The following is a 15,970-nucleotide window of genomic DNA, read 5'->3' as shown; positions in this document are numbered from 1 at the left end:
AACCGGGCGGTTTGGGTGGGCGTGCCTCTAAAGGCTTGGTTTTCCTTTGGGGCACGCCCCCACCCCTCGATCCCCTCCCCTGAAGGGGAGGGGAAGAGCCGACATCGGGGCTGCGATCTGGCCGGACGGCCTCTTCTCACCCGGCCAGATAAGCGCCGTCCACCGGGATGATCGCCCCCGAAACATAGCGCGCCGCGTCCGAGGCGAGATAGACCGCCGTTCCTGCGATCTCGTCCGGCTGTCCCTGGCGGCGCAGCGGCGTCCTTGCGAGGATGGCGGCTTCGCGGTCCGCCGTCTTTTCCCGGTCCGGAACCAGCGTGGTTTCGATGAAGCCGGGGGCGATGGCGTTGACCCTGATCCCCTCCCCGCCCCATTCGACTGCCAGCGCCCGGGTCAATTGCATCACCGCGCCCTTGGACGCGGCATAGGCCGCCGCATTGGGCGCGGCGACGAAGGAGCGGATGGAGGCGAGGTTGATCACCGACCCCCGGGTGGCCCGAAGCTGCGGATGGAAGGCCCGGCACATGTTGAACGGGCCGCCGACATTGATCGCCAGCGTGCGGTCCCATTTTTCCCGCGCGCCCGGCTCATCGATGCGGCCGGGATAGATCACCCCGGCATTGTTCACCAATATGGAGACCGGGCCGACATCCCGCTCCAGCCGCGCCGCCAGCGTTTCGCATGCAGCGGCATCGGAAACGTCCAGACCGAAGGCGGTGGCCTGGCCGCCTGCGCCGGCGATGGCCCGCGCCGCTTCGGCGGCTTCCCCCTCCTGCACGTCGGTCAGCACGGCATGGGCGCCCGCTTCGGCCAGCCCCTGTGCAATCGCCCGTCCAATGCCGCGCGCCGCGCCGGTCACAACGGCAATCCTCCCATCCAGCCGCATCTTCGATCCTTCCTGAAAAATAGGGCTTATGTCGTGATTTTTATAGTTGTTACCGGTATCGCATCCGCATAGTCTTTCGGCAAGCCCGAATAGCGGTTCAAACCATCGGCAGAGGAGATCATCATGGCAACGGAAGATTATGAGCGCGGACTGGCGTTGCGCAAGGAAGTGCTGGGGGCCGACTATGTCGAACGGTCCTTCGCCAATGCAGACGATTTCAGCCGCCCCATGCAGCAATTGTCGACCGAATATTGCTGGGGCAGGATATGGTGCCGGGAGGGATTGTCCAGGCGCGACCGCAGCCTGCTCAACATCGGTATGATCAGCGCGCTCAACCGGCCCCACGAGCTGAAGCTGCATGTGAAGGCGGCGCTGACCAACGGCCTGTCCCGCGATGAGATACGCGAAGCATTGCTTCAGGTGGCCATTTATTGCGGCGTGCCTGCGGGGCTGGATTCGACGCGGATCGCGCGGGAAGCCTTTGCGGAAGTGGATCAGGCGGCGGAGTGAGGCGCGGGAATTCGGCCCGCCCCGGTGAAAGGTCAGCGGTCCGCTCCTTGGAGCATCGGGCAGAAAAGCCTGTCCTGGGCCTGTCGAAGGATGGGGCCGGTTTTCTGCCTGAAAGGATGCGGCAACGGAAAACCCGAGCGCGCGCTCTGGAGCAGATCCGATCCGGCTGCTTGGAAAACCCTCTAGGAACTGGCGCGCTGGACGATTTCGAAGCCCAGGTCGATGGTCGTCACCGGCATGGTGCGTTCCTCGATCCGGTCGAGGATCATCTGCGCGCTGCGCCGCCCGATCTCATATCGGGGCAGGCGCAGCGAGGTGATCGCCGGGCTGACGTGGCGCATCAGGTCGAGATCGTCGAAGCTGGCGATGGCGAGCCGGCCGGGCACCGCCCATCCCCGCCTGTCGCATTCCAGCAGCGCGCCGACGGCCAGCACGTCGCCCGCGCAGAACAGCGCGTCGGCGTCCGGCACATTCGCATCGATATAGGAAATGGCCTCCGTCCCGCCGCCGAAACCGCGCGAGACGGCGACCACATGCTTGCGGTCGGATTTCTGCCCGATCTCCGCCAGGGCGTCCTGAAAGCCGCGCTGGCGTTCGGCGGCGCGGGGATTGGCGGCCAGCCCGGCGAAGACGATCCGCCTGTAGCCGAGCCGCGCCAGGTGCAGCGTCATCGCCTTGGCGGCGGCGCGGTTGGAATAGCTGACCACCATGTCGACGGGATCGACCGGGAAATCGCCATTTTCCACCACCGGCGTGTCCGACGCCTTCAGCATCCTGACCGCCGTGGGCGAATGGTTGGTCGAATGCAGGATCAGCCCGCCCACGCGCTGCGCCAGGAAGGCGGCGATCACCTGCTCCTCATCCTCCGGATCGTCGGAGCTTTCCGCCACCATCAGATGATAGCCGAGCGGACGAAGCACGTCCGATATGCCCTTCACCGTCTGGGAGAAGATGGAGTTTTCCAGGCTGGGCAGGACGAGGCCGATGACGTTGGAGCGGCGCGACGACAGGCTGCGCGCCAGATGGTTGTGGACATAGCCCAGTTCCTGCACCGCCTCCAGCACGCGATTGCGCAGCGTTTCATTGACGGATTCCGGGCTGTTCAGCGCACGCGACACCGTCATGCGGGAGACCTGCGCGCGTTCCGCGACGTCGCGCATCCGGATCGTCCCATTGGCTTTCTTCGATACCGGCAAGTGGCTCCTCGTTTCGCATCGTTTCATGCGGAGGGATGCGCTCCGCAGATGGAAGCTCGTTACCGTAACTTGGCGGGGCGTGCCATGATAATCTGACGGCGTGCGCGGTCCCCCGCGCCGCGCAGGCCGTCAGTCCCCTTCAATCCTCCAGGCCCAGCAGCCGCAGCGCGTTGGTCGAGATCATCTTGCGGATGTCCTCGTCCGAATAGCCAAGGCCGATGCAGTTGCGGATCACGCCCCGGAAGCCGTCGACCGGGCGGTCGTTGCCCACCTGCCCCAGATCGGACGCCAATATGGTGCGGTCCACCGTGCCGGCCCTGATCAGCGCGTCCAGCTCCTCCGGCGGGAACATCGCCTGTTCGCGGCCGATCATCTGGATGAACATGCAGAGCGAATGTTCGATATAGGCGCCCATCGTCACCAACTGCCTGATGTCGTCCAGCGAGGCGCCGATGATGAAGGTGGGGTGATTGACCAGCAGCCGCCTGACGCCGCGCTTCCGCGCTTCCTCGAACACCGGGAAGATTTCGGAGATATGGAGGTGGCCGCCGGACAGGATCACGTCATGTTCCGCGATGATGTCGAGTATCTCCTTCACCTCGTCCTTCAGCGCGCCGTTGGCGTCGAGCGGCGTCAGCGGATCGGGCGGCAGCAGCTGCTTGCTGGTGTGGGGGAAGCCCTTTTTCCGCTTCTGGTCCGCCTCGACATGGTTCTTCGAGGCGAAGGTCGGCATCCACACCAGCCGGGCGCCGAGGGCAATGCCGTGATCGACGGCATATTTGTTGAAGCCGCCGGTGGTGTTGTTGAGCGGCACGCCCGAAAACAACTGCACCTTCAAATGGCCGTGCGTCCGGTTGAGCAGTTCGGTGATCGGGGTGGCGGAATAATAATGATCCTTGATCAGCATGGCGCGGAAGCCCGCGTCCGCCGCATCCTGCAACGCCTCCATATGGTCGAGCGACCGGGGCATGACCGACGGGCCGCTATGGCAATGCATGTCGACCGCGCCGACCAGCAGGCTGGAAATCCGATCCTCCAACGCCTGATCCGCGACATTTTCGTCCAATAGTGAAACCATGTTCGCCTCTTTGCTTTCAGCGCCCCAACGCATTTCTCGTGTCGTCCATCAATCTGCGCGCCGCATGCGCGAACAGGGTCGTGTCGGCGCTGATCATGACGAAGGAATAGCCTGCCTCGCGGCAGCGCACCGCTTCCTCCGGCGTCTGCACGGCGGTGCCGCAGGGCACGCCCTTCGCCCTGGCGGCCGCCAGCACCTTCGCCTCCAGCCCGCGCAGGGTCGGGTGCGATCCGGGCAGGCCCGAACTCAGCGCCAGATCCCCGAAGCCGATGAACACGGCATTGAGCGCGGGGGCGGCCAATATGCCCTCGATCTGCTCCAATGCGCCCATATCCTCGATCTGCACGCCGCGCATGACATGGTTGCGCCCCCGCTCCAGATAGTCGGCCGCGCTGTCCAGCCCCCAGCGGGCCGCCCGCGAGGTATAGCCCATGCCTCGCGACCCCAGTGGCGGGAAGGCCATGGCCGCCGTCACATCCGCCGCGATCTCCGGCGTCTCCACCCGGGGGACCAGCAGCCCGTCTATGCCCGCGTCGAGCAGCCTCTGGACCGCGCCGCCGCTGCGGTCCGGCAGGCGGGCCAACGCATAAAGCCCCACCGCCTGCGCCGTGGCGATGGCCTGATAAGCCGACTGGAAGCTGTGCGGCGCATGTTCCATGTCCACCACGGCGAAGTCGAAACCGGCATGGCCGATCAGTTCGACCGTCTCCAGCGAGGGAATCTTCGCCCAGGTGCCGACAAGGAATGCGTCCTTCGCCTTCAGCCGATCGATCAAGCTTGGTTTGCGATCCAAAATATCCCTCCTATTGCGCCGGCATCGGATAGTCGCTCTCGTTCAGCACCCATCCGGGCTTCAGCGAGAAGTCGAGGCGCGGCGGCGCGAAGATGTCGACCAGTTGATTGACGTCGGAATGCCAGGTGGAGGTGTGGATCACCTGCGCCGGGATCACCGTCACCGATGGCGAGTCCACCGTGGCATGGACATCGTCATGCCATTTGTTCATGTCCACGGCCCAGGGCCAGCGCATATGGTGCCGCCATTCCCCCTCCAGCGCGAGCGAACATTGTTCGAAATCGTCATGATGGTGCGGCGACACCCTGGTGAGATCGCGCGGCCCCTTCTGCCTGTTGGGGAAGTTGAGCATGATCGTGGTGCAACGCCAGATGCGGCCGAACCGACCGCCTTCGACCGGCACGTCGAGCGAATAGCGGCGGACCCTGTACCCGTCGGGCGGTTCCGGCCATGGCCGGAAGGGCGGGATGTTCGCATGCCGATCCGCATAGGCGTCCGCATTGGGGCATTTCGCCACCAGATCGGGCGATTGGGCGGAGAAGATGCGGACGACGCGCCCGCCCTTCTCCAGCACCAGCCGGCTGTCCCCCGGCGGCATGACGAACAGCGCATATCCCCCGCTCACTTCGGTCTGGTCCCCCGCAGCGGCGATGGCGGGGGTGTCTTCATCGGGCAGCAGGACCATATATTCGTCCGCCTGCCCGGTCCGTTCGAAGACCGCGCCGGGCAGCGCCTCGCTATAGGCGATGACGAAATTCTGCCCCCGCACATACCAGCTTCTGCCGCGTGCATCCTCCTCCACCGGCGGATCGCGGTAGAACAGGCCATATTCCGCGTCGTAGAGCCGGTCCACCGGCGCGGCCCCGGCGGGCGAGCCAGCCAGTGTCGAACGAAGGTCGGTCTTGTCGTACATCGATTACCTCCAGTACCCGCCCCATATCGTCACCACCGCGTCCGCACCCCGATCTTGAAGAAACGCCCGATCGGATCGAAATGCAACGGATTGCCGATCAGCCGCAGTTCCTCCGGCTGGTCCTTGTCGAAGACATTGTTCACCGTGGCGAAAATCTCGAAGGACTCGTTGACCTTCAGCGTTCCCGTCATGTCGAGATAGAAGCGCGAGGAAATATGGTTCTCGCTGATGCTGTTGGGATCGTTGATGTCATAGCCGTCCTGTTCCGGCCCGATCTTGGTCGGGTCCAGCAGGGCGCGGGGAATGTAGCGCCCGTGGAAGGTCATGGACCAGGTCGGCCGCGAATAGGTGATCACCCCGTCCAGTTTCCAGCGCGGCACGCCCTGGATGTTCGTCACCGATCCGGCATTGCCGGTCCAGTTGTCGAGCTGGGTCTTCACCCCTGTCGCGTCGATGGTCGACAGGTCGATCACATAATTGCCATTGACCTGGAAATTGAAGTTCCCGCCCAGCGCCGGCACCTGGAAGTCGGAGACGAGTTCCAGACCCTCCGCATGCAGCTTGCTGAGGTTCTGGAAATTGGAGAAGACGGTGTTGATCGACCCGTTGGGATTGAACTGGATCAGGTTGCAGAGCAGGTTCTTCTGCTTGCAGGCATTGGCGATCGCGGTGCCGGTCAGGGAGTCGATCGCGCCTTCCACCTTGATGTCATAATAGTCGATCGACAGGTTGAAGTTGCGGATGAAGGACGGCCTCAGCACCACGCCGGCGGTGAAGGTGTCGCCCTTTTCCAGGTTCAGTCCCGGATTGCCGCCTGTCACCACGAACTGGCTGGTCGTGCCGCCGACGAACGGATCGGGCAGCGGGAGCTGGATCGTCGTGGCGTTGGGGCTGGATTCGCGGGCGGATGGCGCCCGGATGTCGCGCGAGCGCGTCACGCGGAAGGTGATGTCGTCGATGGGACGGTAGACCGCGCCCAGCTTCCAGGTGGTGGCGTCGCCGAAGGGATCGTAATGCGTCTGGCGGATCGCCCCGTCGACATCGAGCGAGCGCCCGAGCGGAGAGTCCTTGAGCAGCGGGACGGCGACTTCCAGATAGCCTTCGACCACGCTGGTCTTCGTGAAGGGAAGCGCCGAGCCGTTGGCGGCGATGAACCGTCCCGCGGCCGTATTCGGATCGACCTCTCCCTCCGCCGTGTCGCGGCGCCATTCGCCGCCCAGCGCGAGTTTCACGTCGCCGGCCCAGGTGGAGAAGAGCGAGCCGCGCAGGTTGACGGCGGCGGCGTGCTGTTCGAACCGGCGGGTCTGCCATTCGGGCACGATATAGCGGTCGATGGCCGCCTGGCTGATATTGCCGAAGCCGAACAGGTTGATCGGTATGCAGCCATTGGCCGGGTTGGCGATGGTGGACCGGCAGATCGGCGTGCCCGCCGCTATGCCCGGCAACCCGGCGGGCGCGGACACCACGTCCAGCGCGTTGTTCCATTCGGCCAGGCGGTTGTTGTCGGCGCCGACCCGGCTGTCGACGCGGCCATAGGTGTAATAGGCGTCCCAATCCCACTGGTCGGACAATTGTCCCTTGAGAGCGAAGGCGCCGCGATAGGTGTCCACCTTGCTCGTCGCCTTGGACAGGCTGCCCAGCGCCCAGCTTGAGGAATTGATGACCAGATGGGTGATCGCCGGATCGGCGGCGAGGATGGTCGCGCGGGTGGCATCGGACACATAGGGATTGTTGATATTGATCGCGACACCTGCGTCGAGCGGCGCGGAACGCGCGGTCGGACCGCCCGTGACCTTCGAATACATGAATTCGACCGAGGCCGTGATGGAATCCGTCAGTTCATAATCGGCATGCACCGTCCCCGACACATGCTTGGTCGGCACCATCAGCGGCAGCGGACTGAGGCCCAGCGCATAGGGCTGCGTCGGGTCGTCGAGCTGCTGCAATATGCCGCTCAGATAATTGCCGAACTGATAGGGGACCAGATTGCCGTTGGAATCGAACTGCTTGCCGCGCAACGCATTGGGCAGGGAGGTGGCGCCGGTGTTCAGCACCTGCTGACCCAGGGTGATCGTGCCGCCCGTGCCATTGGGCTTGCGCGCGCCGACGACGATGCCGTTCTCATTATAGACGAAGGACGTGCCCTGAAGGACCAGCGTGGCCGGAAGGCCGTTGGTGCTGGTCCGGGTGGCGGTGTTATAGCCGGGATTGGGCACATAATTGGTGTAGCGCGTGCACCAGCTCCGTTCCTCGCACGGGCCGATGCCGCCTTCCCTTGCATATTCGATCGCCGCGACGACATGCCCGCGCCCGCCCGCGAAATCCGTGCCGCCCGCCGCGCCGACGAACAGGCTGGAGGCGTCGCCCCGCTGGCTGATGCCATAGCTGGCATTCGCCTTGAAGCCGTTGAGCTTCGTATCGAGGATCAGGTTCACGACGCCCGACACGGCGTTCGCGCCATAGGCCGCCGATGCGCCGCCGGTCACCACTTCGGTCCGCTGGATCAGCATGGAGGGGACGCCGTTGATGTCGACCGTGCCGTCATCCGCGCTGGGCACGAAGCGGCGGCCGTCCACCAGCGTCAGCGTCCGCGTGGCGCCCAGCCCGCGCAGGTCGAGCGTGCGCGCGCCGATATTGCCGGACACGCGGAAAAAGGTCGAAGCCGGCGTATTGATGGGGCGGAAGGACGGAATCTGGTTCAGCGCATCCGCCACATTGTCGATCGCCAGTTGCTGAAGCCTTTCTTCCCCCACGACATTGACCGGCGTCGGCGCGTCATAGCCCTTGCGGCCGACGCGCGAACCGGTGACGACGATGTCCGCATCGCTGACGCCTGCGGCGGCGTCCGACTGCGCCTGCGGAGGATTGTCCTGCGCCATGGCCGGCGACAGCGCCGCAATGGTCGCGCATGTCAGCGCGAAGGCCGAGCTGCGGCAAAGCAATGCACCCTGCAAGTTCATTTCACCCCTCCTCCTCTTATTTTTCCTGCCAGGCGACGTCTCAACGGTGGCGGAATATGTGTTACCGGTATCTCAGAGACAGGGCGCTGTCAAATGGCGCCGGATCGGAAATTTGCGATGCCGGCGGGTCTGGCGCGGGACAGCAGGCATGATTTCGGGCCTTGGCTGCCTGTTCAGGCAAGGAAAAGCGCCTCTTCACTATGCCGCATGTTCGGCCCGCATGATCGGAGCATAATTTATGGATATAGCGCAGGACGAGATTTTTTGCTGAACCGGCGAAGCTGCGGGCGTTGCGTCGTTCCGGCGCGCTTACAGCTGGGGAATCCGCGCTCCATCAGCGTGAATGGACGGAAATTCGGGGCAGGAACAGGGACGGCGGCGCTTCTGCCGCCGCGCTTCCGCGACCATCGCGACAAAGCCGCGCGCCTGCATGCTCGGAATGTTGAGACCGGTATCATTGCGCCCGGCTTTCCGGAAGGCTAAGACGCTTCAACAAGCAAGGGCGGGAAACCGCTTCGTTTCCGATCGTAAAGGGAGAGGATCGCAAGATGGACAGCCTGACCGCTGCTCATGCCGACAGGACGGCCGCCAGTCCGCTGGAACTGCGCGTGGGGGACGCGCTCGACAATCTCCGCACCTTTCGCGTCGGCATATTGGCGCCCTTGCTGATGGGCTTCATCATGCTGTTCGATTCCTGGGACAGCATCGCCATCGCCTATGTCATGCCGTCGCTGTCGCGCGAATGGGGGCTGCATCCCGCGATGATGGGGGCGCTCATCTCCTCGGGATATATCGGCCAGTTCCTGGGCGCCATAGCCCTGGGATCGCTTGCCGAACGGTTCGGGCGCATGCCGGTGTTCGTCGGATCGGTCCTGGCGATGGCGACGCTGGCGATCGCCTGCACGGTGGCGCCGGGGCCGGAGGCGCTGCTGGCGATCCGCTTCGTCCAGGGACTGGCGATCGGCGGGGCGTTGCCGGTATCGATCACCTATATCAACGAACTCGCGCCGACGATGACCCGCGGCCGCTACTTCATGATCTTCCAGTGGCTGTGCATGAGCGGCTATGCGGCGGCATCCCTGTCCAGCACGGTCATCATACCGGAACTGGGATGGCGCTGGCTGATCGGGCTGGGCGGCATTCCGCTGCTGCTGTTGCCGGTGGTGATGCTGACCCTGCCGGAATCGCCGCGCTGGCTGGCCCGCACCGGCCGCGCCGGGCAGGTTCCGGGCGCGCTGGCGAAGCTGGGGGGCAGGATCGACCTGTCGGATGGCGACCTGCGGCAGGCCGCGCCGCGCCTTCGGGAGCCGGCGAGGATACCGATTTCCGCTCTGTTCGCGCCGCAACAGCGCGCATCGACGATCATCCTGATGAGCATCTGGTTCACGGTCGCCTTCACCAATTTCGGGCTGACCACCTGGGCCCCGTCGATCTTCGTGACGGTTTACGGCATAGCGCTGGCGGACGCCCTGCGCTATGCGGCGGCGACGCCCATATTGTTCCTGCTCGCGACGCCGTTCATCGGTGCAACCATGGATCGGGTAGGGCGGCGGCCCTATGCGATCGGCGGCTGCCTGGCGGCGGGGCTGGCCTTGCTGTCGCTTGCCCTCTTCCGCTTCGAGACCGGACCGCTGGTGGCGCTGGTGGTGGTCGGCACGCTGGGCAGCGCGCTCAGTTCCTTCATCCAGTGGCCCTATACGGCGGAGAGCTTCCCCACGCATCTGCGCGCGGTGGGCATGGGCGTTTCCAGTTCGATGGCGCGCGCCGCGTCCATGCTGACGCCGCTGTTCGTCGGCGTGATATTGAGCACCGGGGCCGCCATTTCACTGGTCTACAGCGCATTTGCGGCCTTTGCCTTCGGGGCGGCGCTGCTCTGGATCTTCGCCACCACGGAAACGGCGCGGCGGAAGCTGGAGACGATTTAGGCTCAGGGCCCGCATAATCATCTTTCCCGATCGAATCCTGCGTCATGCTGAAACAGGTTCAGCATGACGCTTCTTGGGCCATTACCCGCAGATCAGGGCGAATGGCGGATCAGAGGTTGATATTGGCCCGGCCCTTCAGCCCCAGCATCTGGCGCGCCTCCTCCGCAGTTGCGACTTCCAGGCCCAGCTCGTCCAATATCCGGCGGATCTTGAGCACCTGGTCGGCATTGCTGTTCGCCAGTTGCCCCCGGGAGATGAACAGGCTGTCCTCCAGTCCCACGCGAACGCTCGATCCCATCAGCGCGCCCATGGTGCACACGCCCATCTGGTGCCGTCCAGCGCCGAACAGCGACCAGATATAATCGCCGCCGAACAGCCGGTCGGCGGTCTGGCGCATGAAATAGACGCTGTCGGCGTCGGCGCTCATGCCGCCGGTCACGCCCAGCACCGACTGGATCAGGAAAGGCGGCTTCAGCAGCCCCTTGTCCGCGAAGAAGGCGATATTGTGGAGATGGCCGATCTCGTAGCATTCCATCTCGAACCGGGTGCCGCCCGGACCCAATGTCTCGATGATGTGGCGTATGTCGCGGAAGGTGTTCTTGGCGACCAGATCTTCCGTCGCCTCCAGAAAGGGCTTTTCCCAGTCATATTTGAAGTCGTGGCGGCTCGCCAGTTCCGACAGGTTGATGTTCATGCAGCCCATGTTGAGCGAACAGAGTTCGGGACTGACCTGAACCGCCGCGCGCAGCCTTTCCTCCAACGTCATGCCCGGTCCGCCGCCGGTGCTGATGTTGATCACCGCGTCGGTTTCCGCGTGAAGTTGCGGCAGGAACTGCATGAAAACCTCGGCGGACGGCGTCGGACGGCCATTTTCGGGATCGCGAGCGTGCAGGTGCAATATCGCCGCGCCCGCCCGGTGGGCCGCGATGCCCTCCTCGGCGATCTTTTCCGGCGCGACGGGCAGGAACGGCGACATGGTCGGCGTATGCATGCTCCCTGTCAGCGCGCAGCTTATGATGACCTTTCCCTTCTTCATATCATTTGCCTTTCCATCATCCTGTCCCTAGAGAAATTGGTACCGGTATCTCACGCCCGCGGCAAGCGACAATGGAGACCCCATGAGCCCTATCGAACAATCCGCCCCGCCCGGCTGGCGCGTCAAGGAAGGCGCCGACGTCGATCCCTTCCAGCATCTGAACGGTCCCTTCTATATCGCGGACCCCTTCGAACCGGCGGCAGAGGAAGCCGTCCGGCTGGGTTTCCGGGTCGCGCCGCATAATTGCAGCTATTCCGGTTTCGCCCATGGCGGCTGGCTGTCATCCATTCTCGACGTCTGCCTGGGCCAGAACGCGCAGGCGGGCTGCGCCGTTTCCCACGCGCCGACCATATCGCTGTCCGTCGACTTCATGCGGGGCGCGCAACCGGGCGACTGGCTGGAATCCCGCGTCCGCCTGCTGCGCGCGACCCGGTCCCTCGCCTTCTGCGACGGCGTGCTGCTGGGGCCCGATGGTGCTGTCGCGCGCGGCAGCGGCGTCTTCAAGCTTCCCTCCACCCGCTCCGGTCAGGCGAAGTAGAAATCATGGGCGCTGCGATGGATCGCGGCGCGCACCGCCGCGTCGGGCAGCCAATAGCCAAGCTGGTCCAGCGTCTGCCGATGCGTCACCGTCCCTTCCGCCCCCACGAAGGGCGCGTCGCTGCCCCAGAACAGCCGTTCCGTCCCGACCCGCTCGACATAGGCCTGCGCGAACATGCGGGCTATGTCCTGATCGGGCCGGCGGAAGCCGCCGGACAGCTTCACCCAGGCCATGCCGTCCTGACAGGCCCGGACCGCCGCCTGGAAGCCGGGGCAGTCCAGCCCCTTTTCCGCATCCGGCCAGCCGAAATGGTCGATCACCACCTTGACCCCGCTGGGCCTGAGGCCGTCCAGCACCGATGGCAGACGGTGCGCCTCGACATTCACATGGACGTGCATGTCCATGTCGCGCAGCCGGTGGAACAGGCGATTATAGCCGTCGGCAGCGAAATCCGGCAGGTCGGTGTGGAAAAGCTGCAAACGCACCCCCACCACTCCGTCGCGGCGCATGCCCTCCAGATCGTACATCCCGATTTCCGGATCGACGATCACGGTTCCGCGCAGGCGCCTGTGCTGCCGCAGGGCGCGGATGACATAGTCATTATAGGTTCCGAACAGGCTGGCCGCCGCGATCACCGCGAAATCAACGCCGCTGGCGTCCAGCGTGTCGAGATAGGTTTCCACCGTATAGGCATAGTCGGGCCTTTTCCACGCCCTGCTCCAGAAGGGCATGGCGGGCCCCCAGATATGGGCGTGCGTGTCGACCTGGACCTCGGCGCTCATCTGGACCTCAGCGCTCATAGAGCCTCTCCGCCGTTTCATAGAGGAAAGCGCGGCGTTCGTCGGGACCGAGTTCGGCCGCCGCCCTTCGCGCCGCCGCCGCCTTTTCCTCATAGGGCCATTCGCTCTGGCCCAGATCGGAGCCCCACATCAGCCGGTCCGCGCCGAAGACATCCGCCAGCCGCCGGATAAACGCGGCCGGTTCCGCCTTCTGGTCGGCCAGCCGCTCCATGTTGATCTCCGTGAACTTGAAGCTGATATTGGGCAGCCCTTCGAAGATCGAGATGGTATCGGCAATGCCGAAATCCGGCGGCGGCGGCATGCTGCTGTCCAGACCCGCCGCTACATAGCGCGCCTTTTCCGGGTTGGAGAGGGTGTGCGGCGTGCCGATATGATCGACGATGATCTTCAGCGACGGCAGATATTCCGCGATGAACTTCAGGGCCGGCAGCCCCCAGGACAAATGCCTGCGGAAGAAGATGATCGCCACCGGCGTTCCCAGTTCGGCCGCCGTCCGCCAGCATTCCATGGCATTGGGCGAATTCATCCAGGCGGTATCGAAGAATTCGAAATGCGTCTGGGCGAAGCGCAGGCCGCGCACGCGGTGGTTCAACACCATGTCCCGGTATTTGGCGGGCGTTTCGGGGTCCTGCGCGTCCAATATCACCACCGGCACGAAACGGTCGGAATATTTCCTGCCCGAATCGATGATATAGCTGTTGTCATAACCATAGACATGGCCGCGCTGGACAATGCATGCCTTGCCGACGCCATTGCGGTCCATCCGGTCGATCAGCCATTCGGCGGTGGCCGTGTAGTTCATCTGCGTGACATGGGTCGTGCCGCGCATGGGCGACGGCGGATAGGCGACATTGTCATCCGCGATCAGATGCGCATGGGTGTCGAAAATCGGGTCTTCTGCCATATTCAAGCTCTCCTGCTGGCTCAGGCGAACAGCCTGGCGCGCAATTCCCGCGCCATGCCGGACAAGGCCCGGTCGGATGCGCGCATCATTTTCGGCCACATCAAAAAGCCGTGGATCTGGTCGGCATGGCGGATATGCTTCACCGGCACGCCGGCCGCCGCCAGCCGATCCGCATAGGCGTCGCCCTCGCCGCACAGGGGATCGAAACCGCAGGTCAGCACCCATGCCGGCGCGACACCCTCCAGCCGGGGCGCGCGCAGCGGCGACATGCGCCAATCGGCGGGGTCCGCTCCGTTGCGATAGGCCGTACGGAACCACCGCATCATGTCCGCGGTCAGGCCGAAACCATCGGCATTGCGGCGGTAGGACTCATGCTCCTCCACCAGATCGGTGACGGGGTAGATCAATATCTGCGCGCTGAGCGGCAGGCCTTCATCGCGTGCCCATAGCGCGCAGGCGGCAGCGAGATTGCCGCCCGCCGAGTCGCCCCCGACGGCGATCCGTCCTGCGTCGATGCCCAGCGCCGCAGCATCGCGACGGGCATGGCGGAGCGCGGCCATGCAATCGTCCAGCCCCGCGGGAAAGGGATGTTCCGGAGCCAGCCGGTAGTCCACTGACAGCATGGCGATCCCGGCCCGCTCCGCCAGCGAGGCGCAGAACCATGCGCCATAGGCGAGGTCGCCGGTCATCCAGCCGCCGCCGTGAAAATAGAGCATGGCGGGCAGAGGCGCATCGTCCGGCACTTGCATGGGCCGGTAGAGCCTGAGGGGAACGGGGCCGCGCGGCCCGTCCGCCCAAAGATCCGCCTCCCGGACGGGCGGCGGCGGCTTTCCCAGCGTTTCCAGCGACGTGCGGATCGCCGCCCGCGCCCCTTCGACGCTCAGAAGATGGAGCGGCGGCCGGCCGCTCGCCTCCATGAGGTCGAGCACGGCGCGGGCGTCGGGGTCCAGCCCGGCTTGCAGGGCGGCCGCCATCAGATCGCGTCCAGCCGCATCCGGGCGGTTTCCCGCGTGGCCGTGACCCACAGGATCAGCGCCCCGGCGGCGCAGAGGCCGAATATGCCGAAGACGATGGCGACCGACGCGCCGCTGGCCAGGATCGCGCCCACCACGACCGGCGTCAGGGTGGATGCGCCGCGCGCCAGCGAACTGCTGAGCCCCAGCGCGACGGCGCGGACATGGGTGGGATAGGTTTCCGCCGTATAGGGCCAGAGGACGATGGAGCCGGTGAAGATCGAGAGCTGACCCGCGATCACCAGCGGCACCAGGATCGCCACGTCCTTCGGCAGGGTGAAGCCCAGCGTCAGCAGCGCGACGGTCGCGATCAGCGATCCGCCGATCGCCAGCGGACGGCGGCCCACGCTGTCGATCACCAGCGCGATGGTCGGCGCGAGGACCAGGAACAGCAGGCTGGCCGTCGCGGAATAGCGCAACGCCGTCGCCACCGGGATATGGAAGACCGACACATAGATGGACGGCAGCCAGGTCGTCAGCCCGAAACTGGCGAAGGAGGTGAAGAACCAGAGCAGCATGACGACGGTCGTGCGACGGCGGAATTCGGGCGCGAACAATATGGTCGCGGGCAGGCGGGGCGCTGGCCCGGCGGACGGTTCGGACGAACGGAGCGCCCGTGGATCGGCGGCGGCATAGCCGAACTTGCGCAGCGCCTTCGCCGCGTCGTCCGCCCGGCCGCTGCGCACCAGCCAGCGCGGCGATTCCGGGAGCAGCAGCATCACCACCGGCAGGATCAGCAGGGGAATCGCCCCGAAGGCGAACAGCCAACGCCATCCGAGATGAGGGATGACCACCGTGCTGGAAAAGGATGCGGCGGCATAGCCGGCCATGGTGATGAACTGGAATATGCCGAAATAGCGGCCGCGCGTGGCGGAGGGCGCGATTTCGTTGATATAGGTGATCGACACCGGCAGCGCGCCGCCGATCGCCACGCCCTGGACGATGCGCAGGGCGAACAGCGTGCCATAGCCCGGCGTCAGCGCGCAGAAGATCGCCAGCAATCCCATCCAGACGACGGAGACCAGGAATACCGGCATACGGCCGAAGCGTTCGGCCAGCGACCCCAGCAGGATCGCCCCGACGAACTGCCCGGCATAGCCGGCCGAGATCAGGCTGCCCGCGGCGACCGGCGTCAGGCCCCATTCGCGGGTGAGCGAGGGCATGACATAGGCGATGGCGATGCTGTCCCAGGAATCGAACAGCATGACGAAGCCCAGCAGCAGCGGCGGGACGATCCGCAGCCGGGCGGAGGTGATGCTGTCGAGCGCTGCGCCCACCGCCGCTTCCGGGCCGGAACCCGTGCGCACCGCATCGATCGGGGCTCCACCGCTCATCTGATTGCCTCCGGCGCCATCTCCGTCACCTCCGCTTATTCGCCCTTTCCGGGGCGCTTATGGTCTTTGCTATCGTGAATTCAT

14 protein-coding genes are annotated in these 15,970 nt (G+C 65.1%); 3 read left to right on the top strand and 11 right to left on the bottom strand.

Going from position 1 to position 15,970, the window contains the following annotated elements; all coding sequences use genetic code 11:
* Window positions 1-136: 136 nt before the first annotated feature.
* Window positions 137-886, bottom strand: coding sequence for an SDR family NAD(P)-dependent oxidoreductase (locus LDB29_RS22590; protein ID WP_257557980.1), 750 nt, complete (start codon window positions 884-886; stop codon window positions 137-139).
* 123 nt (window positions 887-1,009) lie between these two features.
* Here LDB29_RS22590 and LDB29_RS22585 point away from each other — a divergent pair, with 123 nt between their 5' ends.
* On the top strand, window positions 1,010-1,396 hold the full coding sequence (locus LDB29_RS22585) for a carboxymuconolactone decarboxylase family protein (RefSeq protein WP_044660637.1): 387 nt from the start codon (window positions 1,010-1,012) through the stop codon (window positions 1,394-1,396).
* A gap of 182 nt (window positions 1,397-1,578) precedes the next feature.
* Here the strand turns inward: LDB29_RS22585 and LDB29_RS22580 are convergent, their stop codons facing one another.
* The 5 genes from LDB29_RS22580 to LDB29_RS22560 all read right to left on the bottom strand — a co-directional run bounded on the left by LDB29_RS22580 (window position 1,579) and on the right by LDB29_RS22560 (window position 8,336).
* Window positions 1,579-2,556 (bottom strand): LacI family DNA-binding transcriptional regulator, encoded by a 978-nt coding sequence (locus LDB29_RS22580; RefSeq protein WP_064232704.1) that lies wholly within the window; start codon window positions 2,554-2,556, stop codon window positions 1,579-1,581.
* Between the two features lie 175 nt (window positions 2,557-2,731).
* Window positions 2,732-3,670 (bottom strand): DUF6282 family protein, encoded by a 939-nt coding sequence (locus LDB29_RS22575; RefSeq protein ID WP_257557979.1) that lies wholly within the window; start codon window positions 3,668-3,670, stop codon window positions 2,732-2,734.
* Between the two features lie 16 nt (window positions 3,671-3,686).
* Window positions 3,687-4,463 carry an HpcH/HpaI aldolase/citrate lyase family protein gene (locus LDB29_RS22570; protein ID WP_257557978.1) on the bottom strand — a complete coding sequence of 259 codons (777 nt, stop codon included), beginning with the start codon at window positions 4,461-4,463 and terminating at the stop codon, window positions 3,687-3,689.
* Between the two features lie 10 nt (window positions 4,464-4,473).
* Window positions 4,474-5,376: a hypothetical protein gene (locus LDB29_RS22565; RefSeq protein ID WP_257557977.1), complete on the bottom strand. Its 903-nt coding sequence runs from the start codon at window positions 5,374-5,376 to the stop codon at window positions 4,474-4,476.
* A 29-nt stretch (window positions 5,377-5,405) separates the two neighbouring features.
* Window positions 5,406-8,336, bottom strand: coding sequence for a TonB-dependent siderophore receptor (locus LDB29_RS22560; protein ID WP_025551926.1), 2,931 nt, complete (start codon window positions 8,334-8,336; stop codon window positions 5,406-5,408).
* Window positions 8,337-8,884: 548 nt separating this feature from the next.
* Here LDB29_RS22560 and LDB29_RS22555 point away from each other — a divergent pair.
* Complete coding sequence (locus LDB29_RS22555) at window positions 8,885-10,261, top strand: MFS transporter (RefSeq protein WP_044660634.1); 1,377 nt, start codon at window positions 8,885-8,887, stop codon at window positions 10,259-10,261.
* Window positions 10,262-10,370: 109 nt separating this feature from the next.
* On the opposite strand, the gene LDB29_RS22550 is transcribed toward LDB29_RS22555, so the two are convergent.
* The gene (locus LDB29_RS22550) at window positions 10,371-11,297 is read right to left on the bottom strand and encodes a 3-keto-5-aminohexanoate cleavage protein (protein WP_061938208.1); all 927 of its coding nucleotides are present in this window, start codon (window positions 11,295-11,297) and stop codon (window positions 10,371-10,373) included.
* Between the two features lie 82 nt (window positions 11,298-11,379).
* Here LDB29_RS22550 and LDB29_RS22545 point away from each other — a divergent pair, with 82 nt between their 5' ends.
* Window positions 11,380-11,835, top strand: a complete 456-nt coding sequence (locus tag LDB29_RS22545) for a PaaI family thioesterase (protein ID WP_025551176.1) — start codon at window positions 11,380-11,382, stop codon at window positions 11,833-11,835.
* On the opposite strand, the gene LDB29_RS22540 is transcribed toward LDB29_RS22545, so the two are convergent.
* The 4 genes from LDB29_RS22540 to LDB29_RS22525 are packed head-to-tail and all read right to left on the bottom strand — an operon-like array spanning window position 11,823 to window position 15,886.
* Window positions 11,823-12,635, bottom strand: coding sequence for an amidohydrolase (locus tag LDB29_RS22540; protein ID WP_257557976.1), 813 nt, complete (start codon window positions 12,633-12,635; stop codon window positions 11,823-11,825). The two genes, LDB29_RS22545 and LDB29_RS22540, sit on opposite strands and share 13 nt — an antisense overlap.
* Window positions 12,625-13,539, bottom strand: coding sequence for an amidohydrolase (locus LDB29_RS22535; RefSeq protein ID WP_257557975.1), 915 nt, complete (start codon window positions 13,537-13,539; stop codon window positions 12,625-12,627). Before LDB29_RS22535 ends, LDB29_RS22540 begins: the two co-directional genes overlap by 11 nt.
* Before the next feature lie 20 nt (window positions 13,540-13,559).
* Window positions 13,560-14,513: an alpha/beta hydrolase gene (locus LDB29_RS22530; protein WP_257557974.1), complete on the bottom strand. Its 954-nt coding sequence runs from the start codon at window positions 14,511-14,513 to the stop codon at window positions 13,560-13,562.
* Entirely contained in the window at window positions 14,513-15,886 is a 1,374-nt protein-coding gene (locus tag LDB29_RS22525; protein WP_257557973.1) for an MFS transporter, read from the bottom strand. The genes LDB29_RS22530 and LDB29_RS22525 overlap by 1 nt, the downstream gene beginning before the upstream one ends.
* Window positions 15,887-15,970: the final 84 nt, after the last annotated feature.

The sequence above is a fragment of the Sphingobium sp. CFD-2 genome, from assembly GCF_024611135.1.
Taxonomy (GTDB): domain Bacteria; phylum Pseudomonadota; class Alphaproteobacteria; order Sphingomonadales; family Sphingomonadaceae; genus Sphingobium; species Sphingobium fuliginis.
The sequence above is the reverse complement of the archived record's forward strand: the minus strand, read 5'-3'. Positions and strand labels throughout refer to the sequence as shown.

Bases quoted from the DNA above. Each gene is read 5' to 3' on its own strand.
- LDB29_RS22590 (WP_257557980.1), bottom strand. From the start codon at position 886: ATGCGGCTGGATGGGAGGATTGCCGTTGTGACCGGCGCGGCGCGCGGC.
- LDB29_RS22585 (WP_044660637.1), top strand. From the start codon at position 1,010: ATGGCAACGGAAGATTATGAGCGCGGACTGGCGTTGCGCAAGGAAGTG.
- LDB29_RS22580 (WP_064232704.1), bottom strand. From the start codon at position 2,556: ATGCGCGACGTCGCGGAACGCGCGCAGGTCTCCCGCATGACGGTGTCG.
- LDB29_RS22575 (WP_257557979.1), bottom strand. From the start codon at position 3,670: ATGGTTTCACTATTGGACGAAAATGTCGCGGATCAGGCGTTGGAGGAT.
- LDB29_RS22565 (WP_257557977.1), bottom strand. From the start codon at position 5,376: ATGTACGACAAGACCGACCTTCGTTCGACACTGGCTGGCTCGCCCGCC.
- LDB29_RS22560 (WP_025551926.1), bottom strand. From the start codon at position 8,336: ATGAACTTGCAGGGTGCATTGCTTTGCCGCAGCTCGGCCTTCGCGCTG.
- LDB29_RS22555 (WP_044660634.1), top strand. From the start codon at position 8,885: ATGGACAGCCTGACCGCTGCTCATGCCGACAGGACGGCCGCCAGTCCG.
- LDB29_RS22550 (WP_061938208.1), bottom strand. From the start codon at position 11,297: ATGAAGAAGGGAAAGGTCATCATAAGCTGCGCGCTGACAGGGAGCATG.
- LDB29_RS22545 (WP_025551176.1), top strand. From the start codon at position 11,380: ATGAGCCCTATCGAACAATCCGCCCCGCCCGGCTGGCGCGTCAAGGAA.
- LDB29_RS22540 (WP_257557976.1), bottom strand. From the start codon at position 12,635: ATGAGCGCTGAGGTCCAGATGAGCGCCGAGGTCCAGGTCGACACGCAC.
- LDB29_RS22535 (WP_257557975.1), bottom strand. From the start codon at position 13,539: ATGGCAGAAGACCCGATTTTCGACACCCATGCGCATCTGATCGCGGAT.
- LDB29_RS22530 (WP_257557974.1), bottom strand. From the start codon at position 14,513: ATGGCGGCCGCCCTGCAAGCCGGGCTGGACCCCGACGCCCGCGCCGTG.
- LDB29_RS22525 (WP_257557973.1), bottom strand. From the start codon at position 15,886: ATGAGCGGTGGAGCCCCGATCGATGCGGTGCGCACGGGTTCCGGCCCG.